Source organism: Erwinia sp. JH02 (assembly GCF_013074405.1).
Taxonomy (GTDB): Bacteria; Pseudomonadota; Gammaproteobacteria; order Enterobacterales; family Enterobacteriaceae; genus Erwinia; species Erwinia rhapontici.
The window spans coordinates 303,515-330,507 of record NZ_JABANZ010000001.1; the positions used below are offsets into that span (position 1 = coordinate 303,515).

The following is a 26,993-nucleotide window of genomic DNA, read 5'->3' on the forward strand; positions in this document are numbered from 1 at the left end:
GACATGCAAAAAATTATCAACGCCTGGTTTGTCCAGGGAATGGTCAAAGCGACTACGGATATGTGGCTGAAGGGCTGGGATGAACGTAACGGCGGTAACGTCTCGCTGCGCCTGCTGGACGAAGAAGTTCAGCCGTTTGCGGCAGACTTTGACCGTCAGCCGCGTACGCTGGAACTGAGCCAGCCTGCACCTCAGCTGGCCAATGACTGGTTCCTGGTGACCGGTTCGGGCAAGTTTTTCCGCAATGTGCAGCTCGATCCGGCTGACTGTCTGGTACTGCTGCGCGTCAGCGAAGATGGCCGCGCCTTTACCATCCACTGGGGCCTGACCAACGGTGGTGTTCCTACCTCTGAGCTGGCATCACACTTCCAGTCGCACAGTGTGCGTAAGCAACTGACCAACGGCGCGGATCGTGTGATTATGCACTGCCATGCCACCCACTTTATGGCGTTAAGCTATGTGGTGGATTTGGATTCAGCCAGCTTCACTCGCCTGTTATGGGAAGGCAGCACCGAGTGTCTGGTGGTGTTCCCGGATGGTGTAGGGATTGTGCCGTGGATGGTGCCGGGCACCGATGGGATTGGCCGTGCAACGGCTGAGAAAATGCAGTCACATACGTTGGTGATGTGGCCGTTCCACGGTATTTTTGGTGCGGGACCGACCCTCGACGAAACCTTTGGCCTGATTGATACCGCTGAGAAGTCATCCGAAGTGGTGGTGAAAGTGCTGTCGATGGGCGGTATGAAGCAGAGCATAACGACTGAAGAACTGGTGGCGCTGGGTGAACGTTTCGGTGTGCAACCCTGGCGCGCGGCGCTGGAGGCGAAGCATAACCATGTTGCGTAAAGCGTTTGTGATGCAGGTGCATCCTGATAAGCACCAGGAGTATCAGCAGCGACATAATCCGATCTGGCCGGAGCTGGCGCAGACGCTGAAGGATCACGGCGCGCACCATTACAGTATTTTTCTGGATGCGCCGCGCAATCTGCTGTTTGCGGTGGTGGAGGTGGAGTCAGAAGAACGTTGGAATGCTGTGGCTGAGACGGAGGTGTGCCAGCGCTGGTGGCAATCGATGTGTGAGTTGATGCCGTCGAATGCGGATCATAGTCCAGTGAGTGCAGAGTTAACGTCGGTGTTTTATCTGGCATGAGGGGGCCCCGGTTCTGGGCTAAGCCCAGGGCCAGGTCAATGTCTTAAGGTCAACGTCAACGTCAACGTCAACGTCAACGTCAACGTCAACGTCAAGGGCGTTTCGCTTTCCCGCTATCGCGGGCGAAGCGACCAAAGGGCGGCAGTCGCCCCGCCCTTTGGAATCCGGGCTTGCGGCAGGCGCCGCGCCCGCTTTCAGCGGGTGCCTTCGCAAGCGTTGCTCACCGACGGACCGCTCGTGACGGCACATCCTTGTGCCGGCCCGAGCTTTCACCGCCGTCCTGGCGGTTCATCCTGGTTCACATCACTTCCTCAGCGCAGCTTAATTGCCGCCTCAACATCAAAACAAAAATCTAAGAAATTAAAACACCAACAAAAGCCAAGAATGGTTCGTTGGCGTTTGGTTTATTTTTAGTCCGTCTTTGATTGTTCTTTTGACCTGGCCGTTGACCTTTTGAGCGGCAATTAAGCCTCGCCGAAGGAGGGCGGATTTCCAGGACGAGCCGACAGGACGTCGGCGAGAGGGTGAGCCGGGACAGGGATGTCCCGTCACGCCCGGTCCGGCGGGAAAACCGATCGACTGAGAGAACCCGCTTTAGCGGGCGATGCGCCTGCCGCAAGCCCGGGGTCAAGGGGCGGCGGCGACTGGCCGCCCCTTGTCGCTCAGCCCGCGCAGCGGGAAAGCGAAACGCCCTTGACCTTGACCTGGCCGTAGACCTGATCGTAGACCTGGCCCTGACCAAGCGCCTGGCCCCGCCAGCCCAAAACTCCTCCTACGCTAATGGCCCACCCTGAATCGTCTCACACATCCCACTGATAATGCGTTCCCCGGATTCCTGCCTCAGCCCGGCGTACCACTCCGCGGTTAACGCCGGGTCCTTCGCATGGGTCACATCGCAGCGCTTACGTGCTTTCAGCACCAGATCCTTCACCCGATCGGCTCGCTTATGCTGATAACGCAGCAGGGCATCCTCAATCCCCAGCGAGTTACTGTGCAGCGTCATCGCCAGAACCACCGCATCTTCCATCGCCGCACAGCCGCCCTGGCCGATATCCGGCGTGGTACTGTGTGCCGCATCCCCCAGCAGCGCCACACGGCCTTTAACCAACTGAGCGAAGGGCTCAATGTCGTGGATCTCCACGCGGTTGGTGGTTTCCGGATTCAGCTGCGCAATAAGCTGCTGCACCGGCGCTGCCCAGCCTGCGAAGTAACGGGATAAATCATCGCGCAGACTGATGCGATCTTCCGCTAACCCCTTCGGCAACGGCACGTCGAAGAAGAAGTAAAAGCGATTCCCCGCAATTGGCATCAGCGAAACACGTTTACCTTCACCCACAAAGGTCGTCCACTGGTTGGCCGGGGCCAGGGACTCATCAATCTCGACCAGCCCGTTCCAGTTCACATACCCCGCATATCGGCGCTCGGTGGCGTAACCCAGCACGGACTCGCGCACTACCGAGTGGGTGCCATCACAGGCAATCAGCAGATCCCCCTGTGCTTCACTGCCATCTTCAAAGAAAGCCGTGACGCCGTCACTTTGTTGTTCAACGCGACTCACGCGTTTACCGAACTGCACGTTATCAAAGCCCCAGGTATTCAGTAGCATCGACTGGAGTTCGGAACGCGCCACCGGGTAAGGGCGCTCGCCAGAATCCTGTACCAGCGCATCAAGGCTGAACTGCGTCAGGGTTTCCGCGCTCTGATAATCTTTATACGCCATATAATGCATCGGGCCGCCAATGGCGCGCAGGGCATCTTTCATCCCAAGATAGTTAAGGCATTTCACACCGTTGGGCCAGATGGAAATAGCCGCGCCGACCGGCTTAATCTCTTTCACCGCTTCATACACTTCGCTGTCGATCCCGCAGCGCTTCAGCGCAATCGCTGTACACATCCCACCAATACCGGCACCTATGATAATTGCTTTCATCCGTTCCTCCTCTCGATCTATATGTACAGGAAGCAATTTCCATACCAGCCTCTCAAAGCACACTGCATGCCGCCCTGCGGGCCACCAATGAAAGAATGAAACAAAGGTTGCAGCGATTGGCGGCGCGATAATGATGCAGTGCACGCTTATGGTGCTGTGATAGTGAAACTTTCGTTCGGGTGTGAATAGTTTCGCTGGCAATTTCTGTTATTTTTGCCAAAGTAACCTTCTGCCCCTTAAAAGAGATGCGGTTATGACCATCATTGCCTGCCTGCATGCAGCCAGAAGCAATATCGAGGTGTTTGAGCAGGCGTTAACCACGCTGGATTACGACGAGGTTGAACTGCTGCATCGTGTAGAGAGTGAGTTGTTTGCACAGACGCAGGGCGAACAGGGCGTGACTCCCGAAATTGTGGCCGCTACGCGCCGTGCGATTGAAGAGTTGTGCCAGCAGGGCGATGCGGTCATTGTCACCTGTACCACATTGGGTGTGGCGGTGTGGGAAGCCGAGTTCAGTAAACCCGTACTGCGTGTGGATGCCACGCTGGCCAAAATCGCCTCTCGTTATCACGGCACGATCCTGGTGCTGTGTACCGCTCAGTCGACGCTGGAGTCGACCAGGCAGTTGTTCAGCGCGTTTATCCCCGGCGATCGTCTGTATGTCGAGCTGGTGCCCCGTGCCTGGGCCTGGTTTAACCAGGGCGACATCGACGGTTATCATCAGCAAATTGCCGATTATATTCAGCAACGACCGGAATGCGCACTGGGCTGTATTGTACTGGCGCAGGCGTCGATGAGCGGAGCAGAGAAACGCGTGAACAGCACGCTGGCGGTACTGAGTGGCCCGCAGGTCAGTTTGCAGGCCGCTCTCGATCTCCTACACTAACAGGCGCTGACCGATGGCCTGGCGCTGGTGCCAGGCATATATCGCCACCAGCAGCGTCAGCAGCGCTAGCGTGGAGAGCATGGCTCCAGCGCCCAACCGGTCCAGCAGCAGCCCGCTGAACAGCGGCACCGTCAGGCGCGACAGCGTAAACAGACTGGCCTGCAAACCGTAATCCACCGCCCGATTTTCCGCACGGCTGAATGCCATCATCAGCATAAACATCAGTGCTGACAGTCCGCCAATCGCCGCCGCCATCAGCGTTGAAATTGCCAGCAGATAACGGGCAGGCAGTTGCCCAATCACACCCAGCGCCATCACGGCCAGCGAGAGGCTGGCAAAGGCCAGCCAGCCCGGCAGTGCCGCCGCCGCATTGCGGCGCGTCAGCCAGCGGGCGCTGAGTAAACTCACCACCGCTCCCAGTGCACTGCCACCAACACCGACCCAAAGGATCACCTGTTGCAGCGGTAGCCCGGCATCCAGCAGCAGGGGTTTCAGCCACAGCCAGCCGCAGCCGAGGAAGGGAAAGGCCAGCAGGCAGATCGGCAACCAGCTTTTACCGCCAGGCTGGTGCAGGAACCCCCGTACCGCCACGGCAGGATGGTCACCCCGGGCCGGTTCCGGCAGCAGACGTAATAGCAGTGCGCTGCTCAATGCCGCCGCACTCATCAGCCAGCAGGGAAGCGCCCAGCCATAGTGCTGCCATAGCAGCAGCATAACGCCGCTGCCCCCCACCGCACCGGCAAACAGCGCCGCCGCACGTACGCTGCCCGCCCGGGGTTGCTCGCCGTCATGAAACAGCGCGATGGCCAGCGCATTCACCGGCACATCGCACCAGGCCAACAGCAGGCTGCCCGCGAGCAGCAGCATAAACAGCACGGTTTTATCCTGCTGCAACGATATCTGGCTCAGCAGCGCAAACAGTGCCGCCAGCAACAGCCAAAGGAGGCTGCCCCAGTCTTTATAGCGCTGGCGAAACAGACGGCTGCGCTGCACCGGAAAGGCCAGCCACAGCTTGATCACGGCGGGCAGGGCGGCCAGCTGAAACAGCCCCAGTTCACTGCCGCTCCAGCCCTGCTGGTGCAGGATCAGCGGCAGCCCGAGCATCAGCCAGGTGACGGGCAGCGTCAGGCTGAAATTAAACCAGAAAAACAGCAGCTGTAATCCAGCGCGCCTCATGGTGCGGCGTCCTGAAACGCCACATGCACCATCAGCGGTGCCATCGGGAACGGATACGACTGGCAGCGGATACCGCTGAATCCGGCACCAGCCAGCATCTGCGTCATCTCGCCGTGATGGAACACATGTTTCCCGCGCAGTATCAGCGGCAGGAAGAAGGGCAGCACTTCGCGCGCCTGGTCGGGCTGTGGGCCAATTTCGGCATGGGCGGCGATCAACACGCCACCGGGGCGCAGCCGTGCCCGCAGCTGGCGTAATGTTTCCAGTGGATCAGCGACAAAATGCAGGAACGACGAGCACCAGATAATGTCGAAACGCTCCTCTGCTGTCAGCTCACTGCGCGCGCTAAAGCGGCCATCCAGCCCGGCGGCGCTGAGATTCTTTTGGGCAACGGCGGCGGTTAATGGCAGGTCCTGTACCACGCCGTGCAACTGAGGATAGCGCTGCCCCAGCGCGGCGCTCACCAGACCGGGGCCACCCCCCATATCCAGCAGGGTTGCCGGGCGGGTAAAGTGCGGTAGCGTGGCGGCAATGGCGCAGGCCGTATCCGCCGTCAGCGCACGCTGTTCCTGAGCAATCTGCGTGCTGGCGGCTTCGGCCCAGGCCGCATCCTGCGCCAGTTGTGCGCTGAAGCCGGGCAGCGGTTGAGTGACCCGCGCCGGAAGCTGCTGGCCTAAAGCACGCAGTGAACGCAGACGATAACGCCAGGCATCACCCACATAGCTATCCCCCTGCGGGCAGAGCAACGCGTGTACCGCCTCCGTTACCCGATAACGATCGCCTTCGCGGTTCAGCCACCCGTCACTCCACAGCAGCTCCAGCAGCGGGGCCGTGGGGTCCGGGTGCCAGCTCAGCCGGGCAGCCAGCTGTGCCGCCGTTTGCGGCTGTTGCAAATGATGGAACAGGCGATGGTCGAGGGCCACCGCTAACGCATCGGCCATCACGCTACTGGCAGCCAGCCGGTCCAGGTGTTTGAGTACAGTATTCATAGTTGATAGCTCACTTTGAGGCCCATTTCACGCGCCGGGCTGTAAACACGTACGGTGCCGTTGATGTAGCCCACTGCGTCGTACTCTTTGTCCGTCAGATTATCGACGTACAGCGACACATCGAGGTCGCGCCAGGCATAGCCGATGGTCATATCCAGAACACCGTAGCCTGCCTGCTGATATTGATTAGCGGCATCGAGGAAGCTGCGGCCTACGCCGTGCCATTGCAGCTGGCTGTAAGCGCCGCTCTTGTGGTCGTAACGCAGACCAAGGCTGGCGGTGGCATCCGGGGCGAAGGGGTTATGGTTCCCGGCATAGTTATTCGCGCCGTCCTGATAACGGTCAAAGCGCGTATGGTTAAGGCCCAGCGAGCCCTGCACGCGCAGCTCTGGCAGCAAGGCGTAATCTGCCTCCAGCTCCCAGCCCGTCGAGCGGGCTTTGGCGGCATTGCCGATGTACACCACGCCCGCCTGAACGATCTGCTGCACCTGCATATCGCTGATATCCATCAGATAGATGGAGCTGCTGTAGCGCAGGCGTTTATCGTCGGACAGCCCTTTGATCCCCAGCTCCCAGGATTTCACTTTCTCCGGGTTGTAGGAGGCATACTGCGTGGCCGGGGAGAACAGGTTAAACCCCCCGGCACGGAAACCCTGGCTGTAGCTGGCGTACGTTTGTACGTCCGGCCGCCACTGGTATTGCAGGGCGATTTTCGGTGACAGGCTGTGCCAGCTGGCTTCGCGTTTGTCCACTGTTGAAGGCGTGACGCTGACAGCGCTGCGTTCGGCGCGACCGCCCAGCGTCAGGCTCCACGGCCCGCTCAGCGTCTGTGTCCATTCGCCAAACAACGCCTGCGTGTTACCGCGCTGCGCAATGCGTTGCTCAGTCAGCATCAGCGGCAGTTTCTGCTGATAGCGGAAATGATGATCGTCGGCGTCAAAATAGAGCCCGGCCAGCCAGCGGTGGCGGTCGCCTTCGCCCTGCAAGCGGAACTCCTGCGAACGGGTGGTCAGATGGTAGTCGCGTTGCAGGTGCAGACGGTCGGCAGCGATAAAGTCGGTGTCCTGCTGCACCCGATCCCAGAAGTCGCTCTGCGCACTGATGGAACGAAACTGCCAGCCGTTCTCCAGCAGATGGCGATAGTCGAGGGAGATCACGCTGGCACGGGAATGGTTCCAGGAATCGGTGCCGCTGTTGACCACCCGGTCACGGCTGGCGACCGGGCCCCACTGTGAACCGCCGTCGTGATAGTTCTGATGGCTGTAACGCAGCCGGAGATCGTCGGCATCGGTGGGCGTCCAGCGCAGTTGCAGCCGCTGGTTATCACGCTCACGGTCATCGGCTTTGCCGCCGCGCAGGGCATTATCAATGTCGCCATCCTGGGATTTCCACTCCCCGGCAACGGCCATATACAGCCGATCCTCAACCAGCGGCGTGCTGAAACTCCCGCGCAGCTGCTGACGGTTACGACTGCCATAGATCGCGTCGATCCTGCCGCGTTGCAGGTTGTCCGGGGTGCGGGTCACCACATTGATCACCCCGGCCTCGGCGTTACGGCCATAGAGCGAGGATTGTGGCCCACGCAGGATCTCCACGCGCTCCACGTCCATAAAGGCATTATCAAACCCCTGATTGGTCAGCTGCGGCACACCGTCTTCGGTCAGTAATACGGAGGAGGAGAAGCCGGTCGCACTGCCGCTCAGGCCGCGCATCACGGGCAGGTTGGTACCCGACTGTCCCCAGGGTTGAAACACCAGGCCAGGCGTGCGTGCCGCCAGCTGGCTTATCTCCTCCACCCGTTGTGCCTCCAGATCCTCGCCATACAGTACGGACAGTGAGGCAGGCACCTCGACGGCAGGCAGGGCCGTTTTGGTGGCGGTCACTACCATCTCATCGGCGGCGGTGTGAATAGTGGTATCGGTGGCGGCAGCAGCGATGCCGGGCAGGGCAAGTAACAGCCCCCAGTAACCTGTACTCATGGTGATCCTCATTGTTGTCGATAGCGCAGAAACGCCAACTATGCTATCTATAAATGAGAATGCTTATTATCCTCGTTTGTCTGCGAGGCGGTGATTTTACTCTGGGAAACGGTGAACCTGATGATCCAGCCTTTTCAGGGCACACAAAGCTATCGCGTCAGCGCCGCTGATGCGCAGGTCACGGGTGCCATCCGCGCATTACCGCCAACGGTCGGTGACTGTCGTTCGCATTTCACCACGCTTGCGGATGGCATGACGCTGGTGCGCTCGTTGTATCAACCTCAGCGGCCGCTGATTGAAGAAACCTGCAATCCTCATGCACAGCCGATGCTGGTGCTGACCTTCGGCCTGGCAGGCCATTCGGTTTATCAGGGGCGGGAAGGGCAGGAAACCCGCTTCAGCCAGCACTATCTGACCATGACCAGCTTCAACGGCAGCGTGGGCGAGCGGCACTATCGTGCATGCGAAACGGTCAGTCAGCTGCGTCTGCTGATTGGGGCCAGCGGCGTGAAACACTATTTTGGTGAAGAGGTGTGTGAACGCCTGTTCCGGCAGCCCATACTGGCCCACCACGCCTGGACGCCGTTTAACCCGGCAACGGAAACGCTACTGGCACAGCTGGAAGCCAGCCGTCAGGATCCGCTGATGCAGCAGATCCATGCGCTGAATCTGCTGGCGCTTTACCGGCATTTGCTCCTGTCTGCGGGGAACCGGCCGCTGCACCCCCAGGACGATCGGCGGCTGGAGCAGGCACGGGAATGGATGCTGGCGCATCTGGCCGAGCCGTTCTCCCTCAGCACGCTGGCGATGGCGGTAGGGTTAAGCGATTACAAACTTAAGCAGGGTTTTCATCAGCGTTTTCATACGACGCCGGGACAGATGCTGTTACAGCTGCGCATGGAACAGGCGCACCGCCTGCTGGAGCAGGGGTATCAGGTGGCGCAGGCGGGCTGGCAGGTGGGTTATCGCCATGCGAATAACTTCAGCGTGGCGTTTCATCGCTATTTTGGCCGTCATGCCAGCGCGGTCACGGGAAAAAAACAGTAGAGTCGATACGGAAAATGCTTATGCTGTTAGCACAAGATGTTATGTAACTGTTATTTCAGGAAGAGAAAAATGTTCGATCTGACCCTCGTTATTCTGCTGTTTCTTGCCGCTTTGAGTTATTTCAGCCACAACCTCACTGTCACCATTGCCCTGTTAGTGTTGGTCGCCATTCGCATGACGCCGCTGCAACAGACGTTCCCGTGGATTGAAAAGCAGGGGGTAACGGTCGGGATCATTATTCTGACCATCGGCGTCATGGCACCCATTGCCAGCGGAACGCTGCCTTCCACCACCCTGATGCACTCCTTCCTGAACTGGAAATCACTGCTGGCGATTGCGGTGGGCATTTTTGTTTCCTGGGTTGGCGGGCGCGGCGTGGCATTAATGAGCAGCCAGCCTACCGTGGTCGGGGGGTTGCTGATTGGGACTATTATTGGCGTTTCGTTATTCCGTGGCGTTCCGGTTGGTCCGCTGATTGCCGCAGGCCTGGTCTCGCTGATGATCGGGAAATCCTGAGCAAATATGTTATCCTGCCGCCAGAATTTTATCTGACAGAGAAACAGTGTGAGCACTAAACAAGATAAGCGTAATAAACGCGCCAAACTGAAGCAGAAACAGGCCAATAAAACCCGCGCCCACGGTCGCCAGATGGATGCCATCGGCCGCCAGAACTATGAAGCGACGCCAGAGATGGTTGAACTGTTTGCCACGCTGCCGGAGCTGGATGAAAGCGGCGATATGCCGTTTGTCGTGCCGGTGTATCACTGGTCGCTGGCCGAGTATCAGTTTGATGGCAGCAATGACGAGGGCGATAAGCTCCAGGTTGCGGCATTGTGCGTGATGTACATTCACTGGAAAACCAGCGAGGGTGCAACCACTCTGGTGCAAAACGAACTGGTGGAAGCGGCACTGCGTCTGGTCGAAGAGAACGAGGCCTTTAAGCAGCGTTATCAGCAGGCAGAAGTGGAAGCCGGTATCAAAGAAGCCTAAAAAAAGGGCAGGCGCCCTACGGTGCCTGCCTAGTCATCCTGCCAACCCTACTTCAATTTATCCTTCTAGCCTTCATACTTTGAGCTGCAACGGCGTTGGCTGCGGCTGCGCGCCCCGGTCACATAGTTATCTATGCTCCCGGGGACTTACAGCCTTGCCGCCTTGTTGCAACTCAAATTATTTCGGCTAACTATTCTTCATACTTTCAGCTGCAACGGCGTTGGCTGCGTCTGCGCGCCCGGTCATAGAGTTATCTATGCTCCCGGGGACTTACAGCCTTGCCGCCTTGTTGCAACTCAAATTATTTCGGCTAACTATTCTTCATACTTTGAGCTGCTGTTGCGTCAGACGTCCTGCGTATACGCGGTCAGGCTGCTCATGGAGTCCTGAGCAATCTGCCATAAATCATCTTCCCAGTGTGTCGGGCTAAGCAGTTCCGGGCACCATACGCCGTTGTAGCCACTCTGTTTCACTGCCGCGACCCAGCGGGCGATATCCACTTCGCCTTCACCTGGCTGATAGTTGCGCTGTACGCGTTCGTCCCAGGCTTCACCCGGGTGCAAACGACGACCATCGCAGAAATGCACACCATAAATCAGGTTCACATCCATGGCGGCAACCTCTTCCGGCGTGGTATCGCCACCGGCATACAGATGCCAGAAGTCGACTACCACACCCACGTTGTCAGCGCCCACGGCCTGAATGATTTCCAGGCCCTGTTTCAGGCTGTTGAACGGAGTAAAAGCCACCACTTCGATCTGGAATTTAATCCCGTACTGCGCGCCAATGGCCGCAATATCCCGGATATTCTCTGTCAGAATGCGTGTGCGGTCGGCAACGGAAAGATCATCAATTTCGTTCAGCGCCATCACCTGCACCACCGGGCAACCCAGCGCCTGGGCAGCACGACAGATCTTATCGGCTTCATCCAGCATCTCGCGACGCTCCTGCGGCTGGTGGCGGCCAATGCGCTTCAGGGCATTGATGCAGCTAATCTCAATCTGATACTGCTGCATCAGTTGCTTGTATTTTTCCAGCGTGCCGCCGTGTTCCAGATAACGGAATAAATGTTCCGGCAGCAGCTCCAGGGCATCAAAACCCGTTTCATGCGCGATACGTAACTGTGTGACCGCGTTGCTGTGTAAAACGGAAACGCCATGCAGAGCCTTCTTCATTGGTCATCCTTCATCTTGAGCTGAGCGTATCAGCGAAAGCAGTGCGCTCAGAGCTATCAGTGTAAATGATAAAAAACTATCTTCATTTAACGGGTTGATTCACGCTCTGAGGCGAAATTGTCAGTTGCAGAGGGGGGGAGACTAAGTGAAAAGGAATTTAAATTCCATTTATTGTCACGGTGAAATATAAATTCTTTGAAGTGTGTCAAAATTATCAGAGGGAAAAGTCAGTAAATGATAGATTTGATAGAAATTATCATCTACTGACAGATATCAGGGGCGACGATGAGACTGGCGCAACTGCAATTCGCCGGGATAGAGCTGATTGTGTTCTTCGTCCCAGGGAGTGGTCAGCCGTCGGATGGCATCCGGCACCAGGCGCGAAAACGGCTGGCCGCAGGTGGTCAGGGAAAAGCTGGGCGAAGCGGCCAGTTCAATGCCGTCAAAACCGACAATGCCCACGTGTCGTGCGGGCGTTAATGCGCGCATCGCTTCAATGGCACCGATTGCCAGAATGTCATTCTCACAGAACAGGGCATCAATCGGCGATCCCACTTGCAGCGCCTGCGCAAAGGTCCGGTAACCGCTGTCGCGCTGATAATGCCGCGCATCGAAGAGGGCAATACTGGCAGCATCCACACCCAGTTCGACCAGGCGGTCGCGATAACCGTCATAGCGCAACAGCTGGCTGGAGTCAGTATCTGGCCCCTTCATATAGGCAAAATGCTGGTAGCCTTCGGCATGCAACAGGTCGGCGATTTCACGCCCGGCACGATAACCATCGGTTGTCACCACCTGGATGTAAGGGTCGGCGCTGCTGCGGCCAATCTGCACCAGAGGAACCTGATAAATATCTTTCGCCAGACGGATAATCTCGTCACTCAGCAGGGTGCCCATAAACAACAGACCATCGACCTGAAGCTGATCGGCCAGTGTCAGGATCGCTTCGTCGCGCTGACTGCTGCTGATGTTCAGCAACAGTGCCACGCAGCCATGCGTCTGCAGCTGATGCGTAACTTCATCCAGCAACGGGATCAGGTTTGGGTTGTGCATCTCATCCACCACCACACCGATGATGCCGGAGCGTTTTTTCGACAAACTGCGTGCCAGCAGATTGGGCCGCCAGCCCAGCTCGCTGGCCGCTGACATCACCCGCTCCAGCGTCTTTGGCGAAATTGACGCGCCGTCGGTGAAGGCACGCGAAACGGTCCATTTTGATACCCCGGCGCGCAGGGCGACCTCTTTGGCCGTGACTTTACGTACCGGGAGTTTAGGGGCAGGTTTGCGCGTCATAGTCAGTTCAGCATCCATGAAAAGGGGCTAACAGCCTGCCGTGACGGCGGAAAGATAGCAAGATGTTCGCGAGGAGAATGTCGCGTCAGGCGGGTAGAAAACGGGGTGGTAAGCACCACCCCGGTGAGGATCATCCAGGGTAGATACCGCGATCTTTACGCGCCATCAGGATGCGTTCGCAGGCCACAATATAGGCTGCTGTGCGCAGGCTGCACGTTTTCTCGCGGGATTTATCCCAGACATGGACCATCGCTTCGGTCATGATTTTATCCATGCGCTCATTGATTTCGTCTTCGCTCCAGAAGAAGCTGGCCATATCCTGAACCCACTCAAAGTAACTGACGGTCACGCCGCCTGCGTTACAGACCACGTCCGGCACCACGGTAATGCCACGTTCCGCCAGCACATCATCGGCTTCCGGGAAGGTGGGGCCGTTAGCGCCTTCCAGCACCAGACGGCAGTGCAGTTTTTCCGCGCGCTGACGGGTGATCTGACCTTCCAGCGCTGCCGGGATCAGGATATCCATTTCAACGTCCCAGAAGGCCTCATCATCAATCACCTGCGCACCGCTGAACCCGGCAATCTTCTTGTTGGCCAACTGCCATTCGCTCAGTGCCACCAGGTCAATCCCCGCCGGGTTATACAGGGTGGCGGTATGATCCTGAATAACGATCACGCGGGCGCCTGCCTCATTAAACAGCCGCGCCGCTTCGCTACCCACGTTACCGAAGCCCTGCACGGCGACTTTCGCCCCTTCAATCTCGATACCGCTGCGGCGTGCCACTTCGCGCCCGGTAATAAACACCCCGCGTCCGGTCGCTTTTTCACGGCCCAGAGAACCGCCAAGGTGAATCGGTTTGCCCGTGACCACGCCCGTGATCGTGGTGCCCTGGTTCATGGAATAGGTATCCATCATCCATGCCATCACTTTGGCATTGGTGCCCACGTCTGGCGCAGGAATATCTTTTTGCGGGCCGATAATCAGACCAATTTCGCTGGTATAGCGGCGAGTCAGGCGTTCAAGCTCACCTTCTGACAGGCTAAACGGATCAACACGAATCCCGCCTTTCGCCCCGCCGTACGGCAGGTTGACCGCTGCACATTTGATCGTCATCCAGGCAGAGAGCGCCATCACTTCGTTCAAATCGACGTTAGGATGGTAACGCACACCGCCTTTGCCCGGGCCGCGCGACAGGTTGTGCTGCACGCGGAAGCCTTCAAAGTGGCGAATGCTGCCATCGTCCATTTGCAGGGGAATATCAACAATCAGGGAACGTTTAGGGTGACGCAGGGTATCCACCCAGCGCGACAGGTCACCGAGATAAGGTGCGACACGATCGATCTGTTGTAAGTAAGTTGACCAGGCCGTTTTGCTGCCTTCAGAAACGTAAGAGAGCTTTTCCATAACAAACCTTTTTTGTTTAGCGCCTGTCCGTTTGGCGTATGACATAGCGGGCGGGTGGCGCTTAGTTATAAATACTGTAATACCGTGGATGGCTCAGTGCATCTCACTGAGTTGCCCCTAACTTAACATCAAAAAAAGGTTTCCAAGTTTTTAAAACATTGTGAAATTCTATGTTGATGAGGCATTTTTCAGGGTGTAAATGCATAGTTAGCAGGTCATATCGCATTGGCCTGTTACGCTGCCCGTTGGCAGGCGGTAATTATGCAGATAAAATGCATATCAGAATTTTCTTTATATTTTTCAGAAATTTGAATGCGATCAAACTTTGGGTTTTAACGCGCATGCCTGCGGCAATCGCCGGTCGTATCCCCGATTATGTTGAAAGACAGGAGAAGTCACCATGTTACCAGACGTCGAACATCTCAAACGGAACTTTCCACTGCTTAACACGCTATGCGCCTTACAACCGCTCACCTGGTTCAATCCCGCCACCACATCGCTGACCGAAGGCTATCCCCATGTCGGATTGACACGTGAACAGGTTGCCGATGCCAGCGCACGATTACAGCGTTTTGCCCCCTGGCTGATGGAGGCATTTCCGGAAACGCGAGCGCGGCAGGGGATTATCGAGTCTGATATCTGTGCGCTTCCACGGCTGCAGCCGATGCTGGATGCTCGTTACGGGCAAGTGCTTGCAGGTAAACTGTGGCTGAAAAAAGACAGCCATCTGCCGGTATCGGGGTCGATAAAAGCGCGCGGCGGCATTTATGAAGTGCTGGCCCATGCCGAGCAGTTGGCGCTATCCGCCGGACTCTTGACGCTGGACGAAGATTACCGTCGTCTTGCATCGCCTGACTGTCGTGCACTTTTCCGCCAGCAGCGGATTGCCGTTGGTTCAACCGGCAATCTTGGTCTGTCGATTGGCATCATCAGTGCCAGCCTGGGGTTTGATGTCACCGTGCATATGTCGGCCGACGCGCGTGCCTGGAAGAAGCAGAAACTGCGCGATCATGGCGTGAACGTGGTGGAATACCAGCAGGACTACGGCGTGGCGGTGGCCGAAGGGCGTCGTCAGGCGGCATCCGATCCGCACTGCTTCTTTATTGATGATGAGAACTCGCACAATCTGTTTCTCGGCTATGCGGTGGCCGGAGAACGGCTGAAACAGCAGTTTGCCGCTGAGAATATAACCGTGGATGCCGACCATCCGCTGTTTGTTTATCTGCCCTGTGGCGTGGGGGGCGGCCCCGGTGGCGTGGCCTTCGGCCTGAAGCTGGCTTTTGGCGATCACGTGCATTGTGTTTTTGCCGAACCGACGCATTCTCCCTGCATGCTGCTGGGGGTCCACACCGGGCTGCACGATGCGATCTCGGTGCAGGATCTGGGCATTGATAATCGCACGGCAGCCGATGGCCTGGCCGTGGGGCGCGCTTCCGGTTTTGTCGGGCGTGCCATGGCGCGGCTGCTCAGCGCCTTTTATACGCTGAGCGACGAGGAAATGTACGCTCTGTTGGGGTTATTGCAGCAGCATGAGTCGCTGGCATTAGAACCTTCGGCACTGGCCGGAATGTGCGGGCCGTGGCGCATCAGCGCTGAACCGCAGCACCTGGCAAAGCAGGGCATCAGCGCCTCATCGCTTGCCCGTGCCACACATCTGGTGTGGGCAACAGGCGGCGGTATGGTGCCGGAAAGCGAAATGGCGCACTACCTCGCGCAGGCTCAGAGGGTGCTCACTCCCTGAGCAAAGCGTGGTGATAACGTGACGGGATAACGATAAGAATGTTTCGGCACTTTGCCTGAACCGGCATACGCGGTATTCTAACGCGCTAATTTCATGAAAAAGACGATGAAATATACCCGGCAACGTGAAGTATGACGGGTATAGTTACAATTACTGAGGTCAATATGATTATTAAACCACGCATCCGTGGCTTCATCTGTGTTACTGCCCATCCAGAAGGCTGTAAAGCTAACGTAGAAAAACAGATCGAGTACGTCACCGCTCAGGGCGCGATTGCCTCCGGTCCGAAAAAAGTGCTGGTGATTGGTGCCTCTACCGGTTACGGCCTTGCTGCCCGTATCTCTGCGGCATTTGGTTGCGGCGCTGACACACTGGGTGTGTTCTTCGAGCGTGCAGGCGAAGAGACCAAACCGGCCACCGCTGGCTGGTACAACTCTGCTGCATTTGAAGAGTTCGCGACTGAAAAAGGCCTGTATGCAAAAAGCATCAATGGCGACGCATATTCCGATGCGGTTAAGCAGAAAACCATTGAACTGATCAAAGAAGATCTGGGTCAGGTTGATCTGGTGGTTTACAGCCTGGCTGCGCCACGTCGTACCCATCCGAAAACCGGTGAAGTGTTCAACTCAACCCTGAAACCGATCGGTAAACCGCTGACCACGCGTGGCCTGAACACCGATAAAGAAACGCTGACTGACGTGTCGCTGGAGCCTGCTTCCCAGGAAGAGATCGACGGTACCGTCGCGGTAATGGGCGGCGAAGACTGGCAGATGTGGATTGATGCGCTGCTGGAAGCCGGTGTGCTGGCGGATGGCGCGAAGACCACTGCGTTCACCTACCTGGGCGAGAAAATCACCCACGACATCTACTGGAACGGTTCTATCGGCGAAGCGAAAAAGGATCTGGACAAGCGCGTTCTGACCATTCGTGACACCCTGGCCGCTCACGGTAACGGTGACGCACGTGTTTCTGTACTGAAAGCGGTTGTGACCCAGGCAAGCTCTGCGATTCCTGTGATGCCACTGTATCTGTCACTGCTGTTTAAAGTGATGAAAGAGAAGGGCACCCACGAAGGTTGCATCGAGCAGGTGTACGGTCTGTTTAAAGACAGCCTGTACAACGCCTCACCGATTCTGGATGACGCTGGCCGTCTGCGCGCTGACTACAAAGAGTTGCAGCCAGAAGTGCAGGATGAAGTCGCCCGTCTGTGGCAGACCGTGACCGACGAAACCCTGAACGAGGTTTCTGACTTCGCTGGCTACAAAACCGAGTTTATGCACCTGTTCGGCTTCGGTCTGGACGGCGTAGATTACGCTGCGGATGTTAATCCCGATGTGAAAATCAAAAATCTGGTACAGATGTAATTTCTGTTACGGATATTATTTAAGGGCGGCCACGGGTCGCCCTTTTTTTATCTTCATCACACTGTCATTTGTCCTGCGATATCAGGGTAAAGAGAATAAAAATAAGGATCGAGAGTAATCTGATGGTTGATTGAATAACAATATTAATACAATGAATCTTAATTTGAAGAAGGAAGCTCGAATAATGAAATTATCAAAATCAATGACTCTGGCAGGATCACTGTGTATGGCGATGGCATTAAGCAGTGCAGCAAATATGGCTGTAGCGGCAGAAGCTAAAGCACCCGTGGCCAATGCGGCGGCGGCAGAGAAAGTCTCCTTACTTGGCGGGCACCTGGCATTTAATCTCAAAGGTTATGAGATGCAGCCTGTCCCTGGCGGCGGCCCGGGTAATATGTACGTCAGCAAAGCGGAAAAACGCGTGCTGCTGATCGGTGAAGATGCCATCCCGGTTGTGGCCCGTGGTGCAACCGATGCTGATTTTATTGATGGCATGAAATCCATCAAAGACAAACAGAAGCAGGCTTCGCCGGACTATACGGTGATCAGTGAGAAGACGGAGAAGGTGAAAGGCCTTGAGGTTTATCACATTGAAGCAACCGACAAAATGGACGGCAAGGATGTCCAGCAGGCCACGCTGTTATCGGCCGCTGATAATAAATTTACCGTCATTCAGGTGATCTCCGGTTCTAAAGACAAAGTGGGCCACGCTGCTGCGGTGAATAATATTCTCGCGAAGTAACCACTATCGCGTCATGAACCCTGTCGGGGCGACCTTTTTTCCGGTCGCCCCGTGTTGTTTATGTGCGTTAAGGTCAGGCCGGTACTGATGGCTGACCGGAAAAAAGATCCCCCTACAGACCTGCAGGAAAATCTGCTGGCAATTCACTGGCCGGACAGTTAATCACCGTTTCGTTATTCTCCCCGCAGTCACGAATAAACGTCAGCGTAGCAAACTCATCAATCACTTCTGTTGGGTAAGCCGGGCCTGCATCACGATAGCGCGCCATCTGCGCAATATGATCGTTCTGGAAACAGACGGTATGCTCAGGGTTATTGATCACCCAGCGTGGGAAGAAAATGGTGCCGTGGAAAATCTTATCTGCCAGATTTACGATCAGGCTGACATCGGTTCCGGTTGGCTCAGTCCAGGAAATTTTGTATACCTCTGCGGCCACGCGAACAATATATGCCTGCTGATCTTTCACCCAGCGATTAGCAACAATCCCACTGTGGATACGATAATCCAGCGTTGTGCCATTTTTCACGTAGATTTCATAATTCCAGCCGTTGTCGTAGGTATACACCAGATGTTTACCGACAAATTCACTCAGATCATGCTGATTAAAACGCGCCATCATTGTTCTCCTCAATTAGGTATGCCACTACTGTAACGCTGGATTTTTTCGATGAATAACGCTAATTTTGCGTCAAATTAATGGAAAAATTCGATGAGTTAGCCATGTTGAGCAAAACCAGTCTTGAGCAATGGGCGTTATTAGAGGAAGTGGTGGCGTGCGGCAGCTTTGCGCGCGCTGGCATGCAGGTGAACCGCAGCCAGTCGGCGATCAGCTATCAGCTGGGGCTGATGCAGGAGCGACTGGGGATCACACTGCTCACACCGGTAGGTCGGCGGGCAGAGTTAACGCCGGAAGGACAGATTCTGCTGGCACAGGCGCGACCACTCCTCAGCGCATTCCAGCAGCTGGAGAACCGTGCTGCCTCGTTAAAAGCGGGCAGTCGGGCGCGCATAGACCTGATCGTGGACAGTATTTTCCCACGCGGGCCCTTGTTTAATGTGCTGCGTCAGTTCCAGCAACAGTATCCGGCCACGCAGGTGCACCTGACTGAAGTGTTACGCGGTGAAAGCGCACAGCAACGTGCGCAGCGCCAGGCCGATATTCTGATCCTGACGCGAGAAAGCTGTGGTCAGCGTCAGGCCGAAGGTCTGCTGAATATTGATTTCGTTGCCGTCGCCCAGCGCGATCATCCTCTGTTAGCCCTCCCGGCTCCTCTTACGCGTTCGGTGCTGGCCGGCTATCCGCTGATTGAAATCCTTGACCGCCAGCAGCAGCAGGATGGCCAGCCTGCGGCGGCAGAAAACTGGACATTCACCAGCATTGAGGCGGCGCTGGAAGCGGTGTTGCATCAGGTGGGTTACGGCTGGCTGCCGGAAGTGCAAATCACACCGTGGCTGGAGAGCGGTGAACTGCAACGCCTGCCACTCACCAGCGGGCAACGGCGCACCAGTTCACTTTGTATGATGACCGACGATAGCGTGCAGACGGGTGAGGGGGAGATTGCCACGTTGCTGACGCTATTCCGTGCGCTGAGTCAGGGCACGGGCTGACCGGGTACGCCAGTTACGCGGGCGGGGGACTGCCAGGCTGACAGGCTGCCGGTTTGGCGGTATCGGGACTTGCCTGTCGGTGCCACTGGCGTTAGCGTCAGGTTAAAATATCGCCAAGGTATTAAAAATAAAATTTTATGTGTGCTAAACAGCTAAGTGGTAATCACGCGATATAATTTGCTACTATTCCCTGAGAACGTAACTATATCCTGCCAAAATCAGGACCCTAACTCGGGTGATATAATGACGAAATTTGCACCGGTATTGATTGCCGCATTGCTGGCAACGGGTTGTGCCATGCCTCCTGAACGTGCTCCATCTCATAATCCACCACCGCCACCTGTCGTGTCTGAGCAGAAGTCTCTGTCCAGCTTTGACGCACGCGTCGAACAGTGCCGCAAAGAATTGCAGGTGATGCAGGCTTATAACGTCACGGTATTCGAGCAATACAACCAACGTTTCCTGCGAGCGAATGGTCAACTGGAAAAATATCGTGAAATCCAGGACAAGGTGGGCAGTGAAATTGATGAAATCGCCACACCTAAATATCAGTACAACGTGCGCCGTGTGTGTGAAGAAATTCGCAGTACGCTGATGCAGTTGATCATCAAAGAAGTGTGATTCCCGTCAGGGCCGGTTATTCCGGCCCTGGTGACATATTCTCCCGCGTATAAAGCATAAACTCGACTTTCCCGTCCTGATATTCATCAGGCCTCTTTTGCCATTCCAGTTTTTCCAGCATCAGTGTCAGCGCGCGCTGTGCATGTTCCCGGGTATTTTGATCCAGCGTCAGTACCACCGCCTCTTCCGCCAGCAATTGACGCGTGGTGGGGTAGAGTTCGTGGGTGATAAATACCGATTTTTTCAGCAGACGATGGCGCGCCAGGACGTCAGCGATCTCCCTGTTGCCCAGCCCGGTGTTATAGATGCCGTGCAACTTACGGTTCTGATAGATCTGCTCCTCCAGCAGGCGGCCGACCTGCTGACGCTCGTCGAGCGCCGCCAGCACTTTGTGGACGCGCAGATGCGGAAATTTGCTGGCGATCACTTCGCTAAAACCTTCCACCCGCTGGCGGTGTGCCAGATAGTCAAAACGCCCGCTGATAATGATGATATCGCCAGGCGAATTCAGCATATTGCCCATCAGTAACCCGGCGGTGCGCCCGGCCTGGCGCTGGTTAATGCCCACATGACACAAACGCGGCGCGCCGGGCAGATCGGTGACCAGGGTAATCACCGGAACTTGCTGCTGTTGGCACTGTTCCAGCGCGGCAAAAATGGCCGGATGCTCATGGGCAAAAATGATGATGCCATCGCGCTGTGCGGCAGCCTTGAGGATCTGCGCCGCCAATTTTTCGGGTTCTGCTTCGGCAATCAGCGTGCGGTGCAGTGTGATGTGGCCGTAACCGAGGTGCCCGGCGAGCTGGCTGAAATCCTGAGAAAGCTGGTGGAAAAAAAAGGCATCGCTACTGCTGAGGAGCAGCTCAATTTTCCACGGCTGGCGATGTTCGTCCGGTAGCAGGCGCTTCAGCCCCGCGTCCTTTGCTGCCTGCAATACCCGTCGGGTGGTGGCAGGGGAAACGCCTCCGCGTTCGTTCATGACTCTGTCAACGGTGGCGACGCCCACGCCAGCTTGTTTGGCCACCGCTTCCAGCGTGATCTTCTTCACTCTTTACTCCGCATGATGGCTTTCCATCAAAATGTCGTTTCAGCAAGTATATTCGCGAACGCTATCCTGGCAACGAAACGTTAACATTCAACCGATACAGGCGTCGCAACAATGGCACAGAAAAGACAGTTTGCCCTGCTGGGCACAGGATTCATTGGTCAGGTCCATGCAAAAAACCTGGCGGCACATCCGGATAGTGAGCTGGTAATGGTGGCGGATCAGGACAGCGCTCGTGCGGATGAGATTGCCACCCGCTACGGGGCCCGGGTGGGCAGCGTGCTGGACTCTATCAACAGCGATGCGATAGATAGCGTGCTGATCGCCACTTCCACGCCGTCTCATGCCGAGTTTCTGACGGCCGCCGTGGCCGCAGGCAAGGCGGTGTACTGCGAAAAGCCGATCGATCTGTCGCTGGATAAAGCACGCAGAGTCGTGGATGAGGTGTCACGTTATCAGGCTGCCGTCACTGTCGGATTTAACCGGCGCTTTGATCCCAGCCACAATCAGTTGAAACAGCATTTTCAGCAAGGGTTGTTGGGCAAAGCCGAACTGATTCAGATGGTGTGCCGCGCGTCTGAATTGCCCCCGCTAAGCTATCTGCAAACCTCGGGCGGGCAGATGCGCGACCAGGCGATCCATTTCTTCGATCTGCTGCGCTGGCTCACCGGGGATGAAGTCGACACCATTGGTGCGCTGGGTTCGGCGTTGGCGATGCCGGAGATCGCTCAGTTTGGCGATGTGGATACCTCGGTGCTGATCATGAAGATGCACAGCGGGGCACTGGCACAGCTCGATAACACACGTCGTACTGGCTACGGCTACGAGGAGCGGATTACGCTGTTGGGGGCGAAAGGGATGTCAGAGTCCGGTGCGCAAAGCCCTGCGGGCGCCACGTTATATACCACTGAGGGCATTACCCGTCCTGCGCTGTATGCCGACTGGTTTAACCGGGTGAAAGAGACGTATTACCTGCATCTGGATGCGTTTGTGCGTTCGCTGAACGGTGAGTCAGTGTCTGTGCCGGGGTTACAGGATGGTTTGCAGGCGCAGGCAATTGCTGAGGCCGCGGTGAAATCGCTGGAGACGAGGCGTTTTTGTCAGGTTCAGAGGTTGTAACCTATCGCTTTATCGTCGGGGACGACCCTTTTTTCGGTCGTCCCATGCCGAAGCAGGCACCTGACAGGCCGACCGAAACAAAAGGTCGGCCACGTCGGGTTAACGGCTACTCCTCATTGAACACCTGGCCAATCTGTCGCCGCACTTCATCCATCGCACTTAACGTTGCCAGCGAGGCCGACAACGGACGTACCGGCGACTCGGTTTTCCCCTGACCGACACACCAGGCAAAATGTACCGCCTCGTGGAACAGCTGGTCATAACGGTTGCGCGGTTCGTCGAAATGCAGCACGTTGCCACCCTGGCTGGCCGTCAGTGTAAATGGCCCCGGCGCATAGAATGATCCGGCAATATTCAGTGACGCATCGCGTCCGGCAATCACTGCGCCTCCCGGTGTGTTGCTGAACAGGGTGGTATTCAGCACGGAATGCATGCCGTTGTGATGCGTCAGCAGCATCGATGCCTGGCCGTTAACCCCGCCAGGGACCTGCTGCCCGGCGGCATAAATCGAGGCAGGCGCACCGGCGACCTTGATGCTGAAGCCAATCAGGTAGCTGCCAAGATCCAGCATCGGGCCACCGGCGAGGTCGGCATTAAAAATACGGTGATCGGATGTGAAAAACTCGCCGTGGTCGGCCAGCAGCGTATGCAGGTCCCCCAACACGCCATCTTCCAGCAACTGGCTGATCACATCGTATTTTGGCAGGAAATCACACCACATTGCCTCCATACACAGCAATCCTTTCGCCTGCGCCAGCTCGGCCAGCGCCTGGCCTTGTTGCGCGTTGAGTGCCAGCGGTTTCTCAATGAGTACATGCTTGCCGGCCTGCAATGCCTGCAGCCCGTCCGGGTAGTGATGATTATGCGGCGTGGCGATATACACCGCATCGATATCCGGCTGTGCCAGCAGTTCAGCAGCGCTACCAAAGGCCTGTGGGATACCCATTTTATCGGCAAATGCAGCGGCGCGTTCCTGTGATCGTGACGCGATCGCCACCAGCCGTTGCGAGGTGCCTTCTTTTAGCGCTTTGGCAAAACGTTCAGCAATCCAGCCAGGTCCGATAATGCCCCAGCGCAGGACAGGGACAGCCTTGGGGTCAAGGATACGCGGTTGAGGTAACTGTGACGGAAACATGGAGGCTCCTGATTATTATAGAGAGTAGGGCCACCGCCGGGTCATGCCCGGCGGCAATCCTTTCACTATAAATAGCCAGAATGGCAGGGGAAAACGCTTTGATGATGGAAAGCCATCAAATGAGATTGAAACGTGCGTCCGGCTGATGGGCGGCGGGCAGCGGCGTCAAATCGTTCATTTCGCTGAGGATGCGTTCAATGGTGTTACAGATAGCATCCAGCGGCAGATCGTTAGCCGCCGTGCCGAACGGATCTTCCAGCTCTTCAGCCAGCGATTCCAGCGACAGAAAGGTGTAAGAGATAAACACCGACACCAGCGGTGTCATGTAGTGCAGGTCTGCCACCAGCGCGAACGGCAGCAGGGTACAGAACAGATATACGGTACGGTGCACAATCAGGCTGTAGGCAAAAGGAATCGGTGTGGTACTGATGCGTTCGCAGCCGCTAAGAATATGCGCCAGTTCATTGAGGTTGCCGTCCATACCGTTATACAGCAGGTCGGAAATCGCCCCTTCTTCCCGTCTATCCGCCAGCCAGCGTCCCATACAGAGCAGCAGACGGTTGGCGCGAAACGGGCTGGCCAGCACCTCATCCTGCACACTTTTCGGTGCCAGACGGCGGATATCGTCACTGGCATCGGTGCCGCGTAGCTGATGTTTCAGGCTCCAGCTAAAGGCCATCAGCAAGCCGCCAAACTCGCGTACCGCTGCCGGGTCGCGGCGCAAAGCCCCCTTCGCCTGGCGCAGCAGCGAACGCTGCGCCACCAGCAGCCCGCCCCACAGGGTGCGCGCTTCAACAAAACGGCCATAGCTGGCGCTGTTGCGAAACCCGAGGAAGATAGCAATCGCCACGCCCAGCAGGCTGAAAGGTGCTGTCGTCAGACGAATGCCCAGCGTTTCATACCACTGAAAGCAGATCACCGCGAAGATGGCCATCATCAGATTCAGGCTGAGGCGGAACAGAATTTTTGATAACACCGCACCGTGCCAGGAGAAAAGGCGCGGGAACCAGTGTTGATGGGGGCGAACGATCATAGCGAAGGTATCCGAATAAGGTGCAGGCAAACAACATTTGTATAACCAAAGTGCAGCATCATACGCCTCTGGCCGGGTCAGGAAAATGGGAACCTCTTTCCACACGCGCGACCCACCGTCACGGGGTTTGCCACAAAGCGGCATTACAAAGCCGATATTGGTATTTAATTCCATCGGGGTTTTATGAAAATCTGAGGTCATATTCCATCGAACAGGGAGCAGCACACATGAGCCAGAAAACCCCACAACGGATTAAACTCGGCCTGATGTTACAGGGCGCAGGCGGCTTTATGAATGCCTGGCGGCACCGCAGCGTTCCCGCCGACGCCAGTGTTAACGTCAACTGGTATCACCAGTTAGCACATCAGGCGGAAGAGGCCGGTCTGGATTTTCTGTTCGTTGCCGACGGTCTGCACATTAACGAAAAATCACTGCCGCACTTTCTGAACCGCTTTGAGCCGGTTGCACTGCTGTCGTCACTGGCGGCGGTGACCCGGCGTATCGGGCTGGCGGGAACCATCTCGACCTCTTACAGCGATCCCTTTACCGTGGCACGGCAGCTGGCATCACTCGATCTGTTAAGTAACGGTCGTGCGGGCTGGAATGTGGTGACCTCACCGCTGGCGGGATCGGCGCGTAACTTTGGTAAAGATCACCCTGAACACGGGCAGCGTTATCAGATTGCCCGTGAGTATATCGAGGTGGTGCAGGGCTTGTGGGACTCCTGGGAAGAGGGCGCGTTTATTCGTGACCAGCAGAGCGGCGAGTTCTTTGACGCGCAGAAACTGCATAAACTCAATCATCAGGGCGAACACTTCTCGGTAGAAGGTCCGCTGAATATTCAGCGCTCCTCGCAGGGCCAGCCGGTGATCTTCCAGGCGGGCGCTTCAGAATCAGGTATTCGTCTGGCGGCGGCCTCGGCGGACGCCGTGTTTACCAATGCGCGTTCGCTGGAAGAGGCGCAAACCTATGCGGCCCAGTTGAATCAACAGGTGAAGCAGCAGGGGCGCGAACCGGTGGGGATCTTCCCCGGCATCAGCCCGATTGTCGGTGCCACAGCGCAGGAAGCGGAAGAGAAATACCGCTATCTGCTGTCGTTGTTATCACTGGAGCAGGCGCTGAACTACCTTGGCCGCTTCTTCGACCATCACGACTTCAGCCAGTACGATCCTGACGGCCCGTTCCCTGAGCTGGGTAACCTGGGGGAGAACAGTTTCCGCTCCACCACCGATCAGATCAAACGCCTGGCGGTAGAAGAAAAGCTGACGCTGCGCGAAGTGGCTTTCCGTACCACACTGCCAAAAGGCGAGTTCTTCGGCACTCCGGAACAGGTGGCCGATACCTTTATTCGCTGGGTGGAACAGGGCGGAGCCAGCGGCTTTATTATCTGTGGCCCGGTACTGAATGAAGCGCTGGAGGATGTGGTGCGCTATGTGCTGCCGATCCTCGAAGCGCGGGGTTACTGGCATCAGGATGACAGCAGTACGCTGCGTGAGCGCCTGGATATTCCGGCGCGGCCGAACCGTTACAGCCAGGCCCGCGAGCATCTGCGCGAGGCGGGTTAAGCCGTTTTCAGCTCACGCAGACGCGCCAGCAGCCAGTGGCAGGCCTCGCGCTGGCTGTTTTTCTGCCAGCTGTAGACCTTCACCCTGAACGGAGGGATGCGGAACGGCAGGGGGTGGATCACATAGTCCGCGCTGGCATTCAGCGTCTGCGCGGCGTGGCGCGGTAGCGTCAGCAGCAGCGGGCTTTGGGCAATAATAAACGGCGCGCCCAGCATTGAGGGCATCCTGAGCGCCACCTCGCGCTTCAGACCGATGGCGGCCAGTTCACTATCGATATACCCGGATTCCTCATTCCACGGGGTGATCACCAGATGACGTGCAGCGATATACTGCTGCTGCGTCAGCGGCGGGTCAGCGGGAAAAAACGCCGGATTGGCTATGGTGACATACTCATCCTCCAGCCAGTCCAGCTCATCAATTTCCGGCCATTTTCGGTCGTGATTCTCACTGAATCCCAGCGCAAAATCCACGCGGCCCGACATCAGCTCATGCAGGGCCACTTTCTGCTGGCTGTGAACCAGTTGAAAACGCAGCCCCGGAGCCACGTGCTGTAAGTGACCGATCAGCCGCGGGAACAGGCTGAAGGCGGTAAAATCGGTCACGGCAAAGGTAAAGCTGTGCTGACTGCTGGCCGGGTCAAAGCGCGGGCGTTTCTGTACGCCCTGATTCAGCAGATGCAGGCTGTCGTGTACCGTCACGGCCAGGTCGCTGGCGAACAGGGTAGGCTGCATCTGATGGCCGACGCGGTAGAACAGCTCATCGTCGCAGTAGCGGCGCAGGCGGCCCAGTGCATGGCTTATCGCCGAGTTGCTGAGTGCCAGTTCGCTGGCAGCACGCGTCACCGATTGATGGCGGTACACCGCATCAAACACCAGCAGCAGATTCAGGTCGAGGGAACGAAGATTAAGATGCATGGTATTCACTATTCGCTGAGGATAATGCACTTCATTCAGCAGAGATTAGCGGTTATGCTGGCGACCATCAACTGTCTGCTCCAGGG

25 protein-coding genes are annotated in these 26,993 nt (G+C 56.8%); 13 read left to right on the top strand and 12 right to left on the bottom strand.

The window, feature by feature from the left end; translation table 11 throughout:
• Positions 1-3: 3 nt before the first annotated feature.
• Both rhaD and rhaM read left to right on the top strand, forming a co-directional pair.
• A complete protein-coding gene (rhaD, locus tag HHI26_RS01370) occupies positions 4-846 on the top strand; it encodes a rhamnulose-1-phosphate aldolase (RefSeq protein ID WP_133841972.1) in 843 nt (280 codons plus the stop codon).
• Complete coding sequence (gene rhaM / locus HHI26_RS01375; RefSeq protein WP_159336599.1) at positions 836-1,150, top strand: L-rhamnose mutarotase; 315 nt, start codon at positions 836-838, stop codon at positions 1,148-1,150. Before rhaD ends, rhaM begins: the two co-directional genes overlap by 11 nt.
• Positions 1,151-1,922: 772 nt before the next feature.
• On the opposite strand, the gene hpxO is transcribed toward rhaM, so the two are convergent.
• Positions 1,923-3,080, bottom strand: a complete 1,158-nt coding sequence (gene hpxO, locus HHI26_RS01380) for an FAD-dependent urate hydroxylase HpxO (RefSeq protein WP_133841974.1) — start codon at positions 3,078-3,080, stop codon at positions 1,923-1,925.
• 253 nt (positions 3,081-3,333) lie between these two features.
• Between hpxO and HHI26_RS01385 the strand changes: the two genes are divergently transcribed.
• Positions 3,334-3,966 (top strand): hypothetical protein, encoded by a 633-nt coding sequence (locus HHI26_RS01385; RefSeq protein ID WP_171148433.1) that lies wholly within the window; start codon positions 3,334-3,336, stop codon positions 3,964-3,966.
• On the opposite strand, the gene HHI26_RS01390 is transcribed toward HHI26_RS01385, so the two are convergent.
• Genes HHI26_RS01390 through HHI26_RS01400 form a run of 3 tightly spaced genes read right to left on the bottom strand, consistent with a single transcriptional unit; the run spans position 3,958 to position 8,110 of the window.
• Positions 3,958-5,142, bottom strand: coding sequence for an MFS transporter (locus tag HHI26_RS01390; protein WP_133841976.1), 1,185 nt, complete (start codon positions 5,140-5,142; stop codon positions 3,958-3,960). The two genes, HHI26_RS01385 and HHI26_RS01390, sit on opposite strands and share 9 nt — an antisense overlap.
• Entirely contained in the window at positions 5,139-6,131 is a 993-nt protein-coding gene (locus HHI26_RS01395) for a methyltransferase (RefSeq protein ID WP_171148434.1), read from the bottom strand. Before HHI26_RS01395 ends, HHI26_RS01390 begins: the two co-directional genes overlap by 4 nt.
• Positions 6,128-8,110, bottom strand: coding sequence for a TonB-dependent receptor (locus HHI26_RS01400; RefSeq protein ID WP_171148435.1), 1,983 nt, complete (start codon positions 8,108-8,110; stop codon positions 6,128-6,130). Before HHI26_RS01400 ends, HHI26_RS01395 begins: the two co-directional genes overlap by 4 nt.
• Before the next feature lie 120 nt (positions 8,111-8,230).
• Between HHI26_RS01400 and HHI26_RS01405 the strand changes: the two genes are divergently transcribed.
• From HHI26_RS01405 to HHI26_RS01415, 3 genes are all read left to right on the top strand, one after another.
• Positions 8,231-9,157, top strand: a complete 927-nt coding sequence (locus HHI26_RS01405) for an AraC family transcriptional regulator (RefSeq protein WP_167863832.1) — start codon at positions 8,231-8,233, stop codon at positions 9,155-9,157.
• Between the two features lie 69 nt (positions 9,158-9,226).
• Positions 9,227-9,673: a DUF441 domain-containing protein gene (locus tag HHI26_RS01410; RefSeq protein WP_133841980.1), complete on the top strand. Its 447-nt coding sequence runs from the start codon at positions 9,227-9,229 to the stop codon at positions 9,671-9,673.
• A 48-nt stretch (positions 9,674-9,721) separates the two neighbouring features.
• On the top strand, positions 9,722-10,147 hold the full coding sequence (locus tag HHI26_RS01415; RefSeq protein WP_171148436.1) for a hypothetical protein: 426 nt from the start codon (positions 9,722-9,724) through the stop codon (positions 10,145-10,147).
• A 344-nt stretch (positions 10,148-10,491) separates the two neighbouring features.
• Here the strand turns inward: HHI26_RS01415 and HHI26_RS01420 are convergent, their stop codons facing one another.
• The 3 genes from HHI26_RS01420 to HHI26_RS01430 all read right to left on the bottom strand — a co-directional run bounded on the left by HHI26_RS01420 (position 10,492) and on the right by HHI26_RS01430 (position 14,020).
• On the bottom strand, positions 10,492-11,322 hold the full coding sequence (locus tag HHI26_RS01420) for a sugar phosphate isomerase/epimerase family protein (protein ID WP_133841982.1): 831 nt from the start codon (positions 11,320-11,322) through the stop codon (positions 10,492-10,494).
• A gap of 273 nt (positions 11,323-11,595) precedes the next feature.
• Entirely contained in the window at positions 11,596-12,615 is a 1,020-nt protein-coding gene (locus HHI26_RS01425; RefSeq protein WP_171148437.1) for a LacI family DNA-binding transcriptional regulator, read from the bottom strand.
• A gap of 130 nt (positions 12,616-12,745) precedes the next feature.
• Positions 12,746-14,020 (bottom strand): Glu/Leu/Phe/Val dehydrogenase, encoded by a 1,275-nt coding sequence (locus HHI26_RS01430; RefSeq protein ID WP_159336605.1) that lies wholly within the window; start codon positions 14,018-14,020, stop codon positions 12,746-12,748.
• 400 nt (positions 14,021-14,420) lie between these two features.
• Between HHI26_RS01430 and HHI26_RS01435 the strand changes: the two genes are divergently transcribed.
• From HHI26_RS01435 to HHI26_RS01445, 3 genes are all read left to right on the top strand, one after another.
• Positions 14,421-15,761 (top strand): D-serine ammonia-lyase, encoded by a 1,341-nt coding sequence (locus HHI26_RS01435; RefSeq protein WP_133841985.1) that lies wholly within the window; start codon positions 14,421-14,423, stop codon positions 15,759-15,761.
• A gap of 164 nt (positions 15,762-15,925) precedes the next feature.
• A complete protein-coding gene (gene fabV / locus HHI26_RS01440; RefSeq protein ID WP_133841986.1) occupies positions 15,926-17,125 on the top strand; it encodes an enoyl-ACP reductase FabV in 1,200 nt (399 codons plus the stop codon).
• A gap of 184 nt (positions 17,126-17,309) precedes the next feature.
• Complete coding sequence (locus HHI26_RS01445; RefSeq protein WP_171148438.1) at positions 17,310-17,867, top strand: hypothetical protein; 558 nt, start codon at positions 17,310-17,312, stop codon at positions 17,865-17,867.
• A gap of 112 nt (positions 17,868-17,979) precedes the next feature.
• On the opposite strand, the gene HHI26_RS01450 is transcribed toward HHI26_RS01445, so the two are convergent.
• Complete coding sequence (locus HHI26_RS01450) at positions 17,980-18,486, bottom strand: phenolic acid decarboxylase (protein ID WP_166653692.1); 507 nt, start codon at positions 18,484-18,486, stop codon at positions 17,980-17,982.
• A 104-nt stretch (positions 18,487-18,590) separates the two neighbouring features.
• On the opposite strand from HHI26_RS01450, the gene HHI26_RS01455 reads away from it, so the two are divergent.
• Positions 18,591-19,475 (top strand): LysR family transcriptional regulator, encoded by an 885-nt coding sequence (locus tag HHI26_RS01455; RefSeq protein ID WP_241008212.1) that lies wholly within the window; start codon positions 18,591-18,593, stop codon positions 19,473-19,475.
• Positions 19,476-19,718: 243 nt separating this feature from the next.
• The gene (locus HHI26_RS01460) at positions 19,719-20,096 is read left to right on the top strand and encodes a hypothetical protein (RefSeq protein WP_133841988.1); all 378 of its coding nucleotides are present in this window, start codon (positions 19,719-19,721) and stop codon (positions 20,094-20,096) included.
• A 16-nt stretch (positions 20,097-20,112) separates the two neighbouring features.
• Here the strand turns inward: HHI26_RS01460 and HHI26_RS01465 are convergent, their stop codons facing one another.
• Positions 20,113-21,144 (bottom strand): LacI family DNA-binding transcriptional regulator, encoded by a 1,032-nt coding sequence (locus tag HHI26_RS01465; RefSeq protein ID WP_133841989.1) that lies wholly within the window; start codon positions 21,142-21,144, stop codon positions 20,113-20,115.
• A 111-nt stretch (positions 21,145-21,255) separates the two neighbouring features.
• Here HHI26_RS01465 and HHI26_RS01470 point away from each other — a divergent pair, with 111 nt between their 5' ends.
• Positions 21,256-22,260 carry a Gfo/Idh/MocA family oxidoreductase gene (locus HHI26_RS01470; protein ID WP_171148440.1) on the top strand — a complete coding sequence of 335 codons (1,005 nt, stop codon included), beginning with the start codon at positions 21,256-21,258 and terminating at the stop codon, positions 22,258-22,260.
• Positions 22,261-22,366: 106 nt separating this feature from the next.
• Here HHI26_RS01470 and HHI26_RS01475 read toward each other — a convergent pair whose 3' ends face one another.
• Together HHI26_RS01475 and HHI26_RS01480 are read right to left on the bottom strand one after the other, a co-directional pair.
• Positions 22,367-23,395 (bottom strand): Gfo/Idh/MocA family oxidoreductase, encoded by a 1,029-nt coding sequence (locus tag HHI26_RS01475; RefSeq protein WP_133841991.1) that lies wholly within the window; start codon positions 23,393-23,395, stop codon positions 22,367-22,369.
• Between the two features lie 115 nt (positions 23,396-23,510).
• The gene (locus HHI26_RS01480) at positions 23,511-24,428 is read right to left on the bottom strand and encodes a bestrophin family ion channel (RefSeq protein WP_133842155.1); all 918 of its coding nucleotides are present in this window, start codon (positions 24,426-24,428) and stop codon (positions 23,511-23,513) included.
• A gap of 227 nt (positions 24,429-24,655) precedes the next feature.
• Between HHI26_RS01480 and HHI26_RS01485 the strand changes: the two genes are divergently transcribed.
• A complete protein-coding gene (locus tag HHI26_RS01485) occupies positions 24,656-25,993 on the top strand; it encodes an LLM class flavin-dependent oxidoreductase (protein WP_133841992.1) in 1,338 nt (445 codons plus the stop codon).
• Here HHI26_RS01485 and HHI26_RS01490 read toward each other — a convergent pair.
• Complete coding sequence (locus tag HHI26_RS01490; protein WP_171148441.1) at positions 25,990-26,907, bottom strand: LysR family transcriptional regulator; 918 nt, start codon at positions 26,905-26,907, stop codon at positions 25,990-25,992. The two genes, HHI26_RS01485 and HHI26_RS01490, sit on opposite strands and share 4 nt — an antisense overlap.
• Between the last annotated feature and the right edge of the window lie 86 nt (positions 26,908-26,993).

Coding starts and splice junctions, on each gene's coding strand:
- HHI26_RS01390 (WP_133841976.1), bottom strand. CDS start 5,142: ATGAGGCGCGCTGGATTACAGCTGCTGTTTTTCTGGTTTAATTTCAGC.
- HHI26_RS01490 (WP_171148441.1), bottom strand. CDS start 26,907: ATGCATCTTAATCTTCGTTCCCTCGACCTGAATCTGCTGCTGGTGTTT.
- HHI26_RS01395 (WP_171148434.1), bottom strand. CDS start 6,131: ATGAATACTGTACTCAAACACCTGGACCGGCTGGCTGCCAGTAGCGTG.
- HHI26_RS01460 (WP_133841988.1), top strand. CDS start 19,719: ATGACGAAATTTGCACCGGTATTGATTGCCGCATTGCTGGCAACGGGT.
- hpxO (WP_133841974.1), bottom strand. CDS start 3,080: ATGAAAGCAATTATCATAGGTGCCGGTATTGGTGGGATGTGTACAGCG.
- HHI26_RS01485 (WP_133841992.1), top strand. CDS start 24,656: ATGAGCCAGAAAACCCCACAACGGATTAAACTCGGCCTGATGTTACAG.
- rhaD (WP_133841972.1), top strand. CDS start 4: ATGCAAAAAATTATCAACGCCTGGTTTGTCCAGGGAATGGTCAAAGCG.
- HHI26_RS01480 (WP_133842155.1), bottom strand. CDS start 24,428: ATGATCGTTCGCCCCCATCAACACTGGTTCCCGCGCCTTTTCTCCTGG.
- HHI26_RS01420 (WP_133841982.1), bottom strand. CDS start 11,322: ATGAAGAAGGCTCTGCATGGCGTTTCCGTTTTACACAGCAACGCGGTC.
- HHI26_RS01470 (WP_171148440.1), top strand. CDS start 21,256: ATGGCACAGAAAAGACAGTTTGCCCTGCTGGGCACAGGATTCATTGGT.
- HHI26_RS01445 (WP_171148438.1), top strand. CDS start 17,310: ATGAAATTATCAAAATCAATGACTCTGGCAGGATCACTGTGTATGGCG.
- HHI26_RS01385 (WP_171148433.1), top strand. CDS start 3,334: ATGACCATCATTGCCTGCCTGCATGCAGCCAGAAGCAATATCGAGGTG.
- HHI26_RS01405 (WP_167863832.1), top strand. CDS start 8,231: ATGATCCAGCCTTTTCAGGGCACACAAAGCTATCGCGTCAGCGCCGCT.
- HHI26_RS01435 (WP_133841985.1), top strand. CDS start 14,421: ATGTTACCAGACGTCGAACATCTCAAACGGAACTTTCCACTGCTTAAC.
- HHI26_RS01425 (WP_171148437.1), bottom strand. CDS start 12,615: ATGACGCGCAAACCTGCCCCTAAACTCCCGGTACGTAAAGTCACGGCC.
- HHI26_RS01450 (WP_166653692.1), bottom strand. CDS start 18,486: ATGATGGCGCGTTTTAATCAGCATGATCTGAGTGAATTTGTCGGTAAA.
- rhaM (WP_159336599.1), top strand. CDS start 836: ATGTTGCGTAAAGCGTTTGTGATGCAGGTGCATCCTGATAAGCACCAG.
- HHI26_RS01410 (WP_133841980.1), top strand. CDS start 9,227: ATGTTCGATCTGACCCTCGTTATTCTGCTGTTTCTTGCCGCTTTGAGT.
- HHI26_RS01475 (WP_133841991.1), bottom strand. CDS start 23,395: ATGTTTCCGTCACAGTTACCTCAACCGCGTATCCTTGACCCCAAGGCT.
- fabV (WP_133841986.1), top strand. CDS start 15,926: ATGATTATTAAACCACGCATCCGTGGCTTCATCTGTGTTACTGCCCAT.
- HHI26_RS01430 (WP_159336605.1), bottom strand. CDS start 14,020: ATGGAAAAGCTCTCTTACGTTTCTGAAGGCAGCAAAACGGCCTGGTCA.
- HHI26_RS01400 (WP_171148435.1), bottom strand. CDS start 8,110: ATGAGTACAGGTTACTGGGGGCTGTTACTTGCCCTGCCCGGCATCGCT.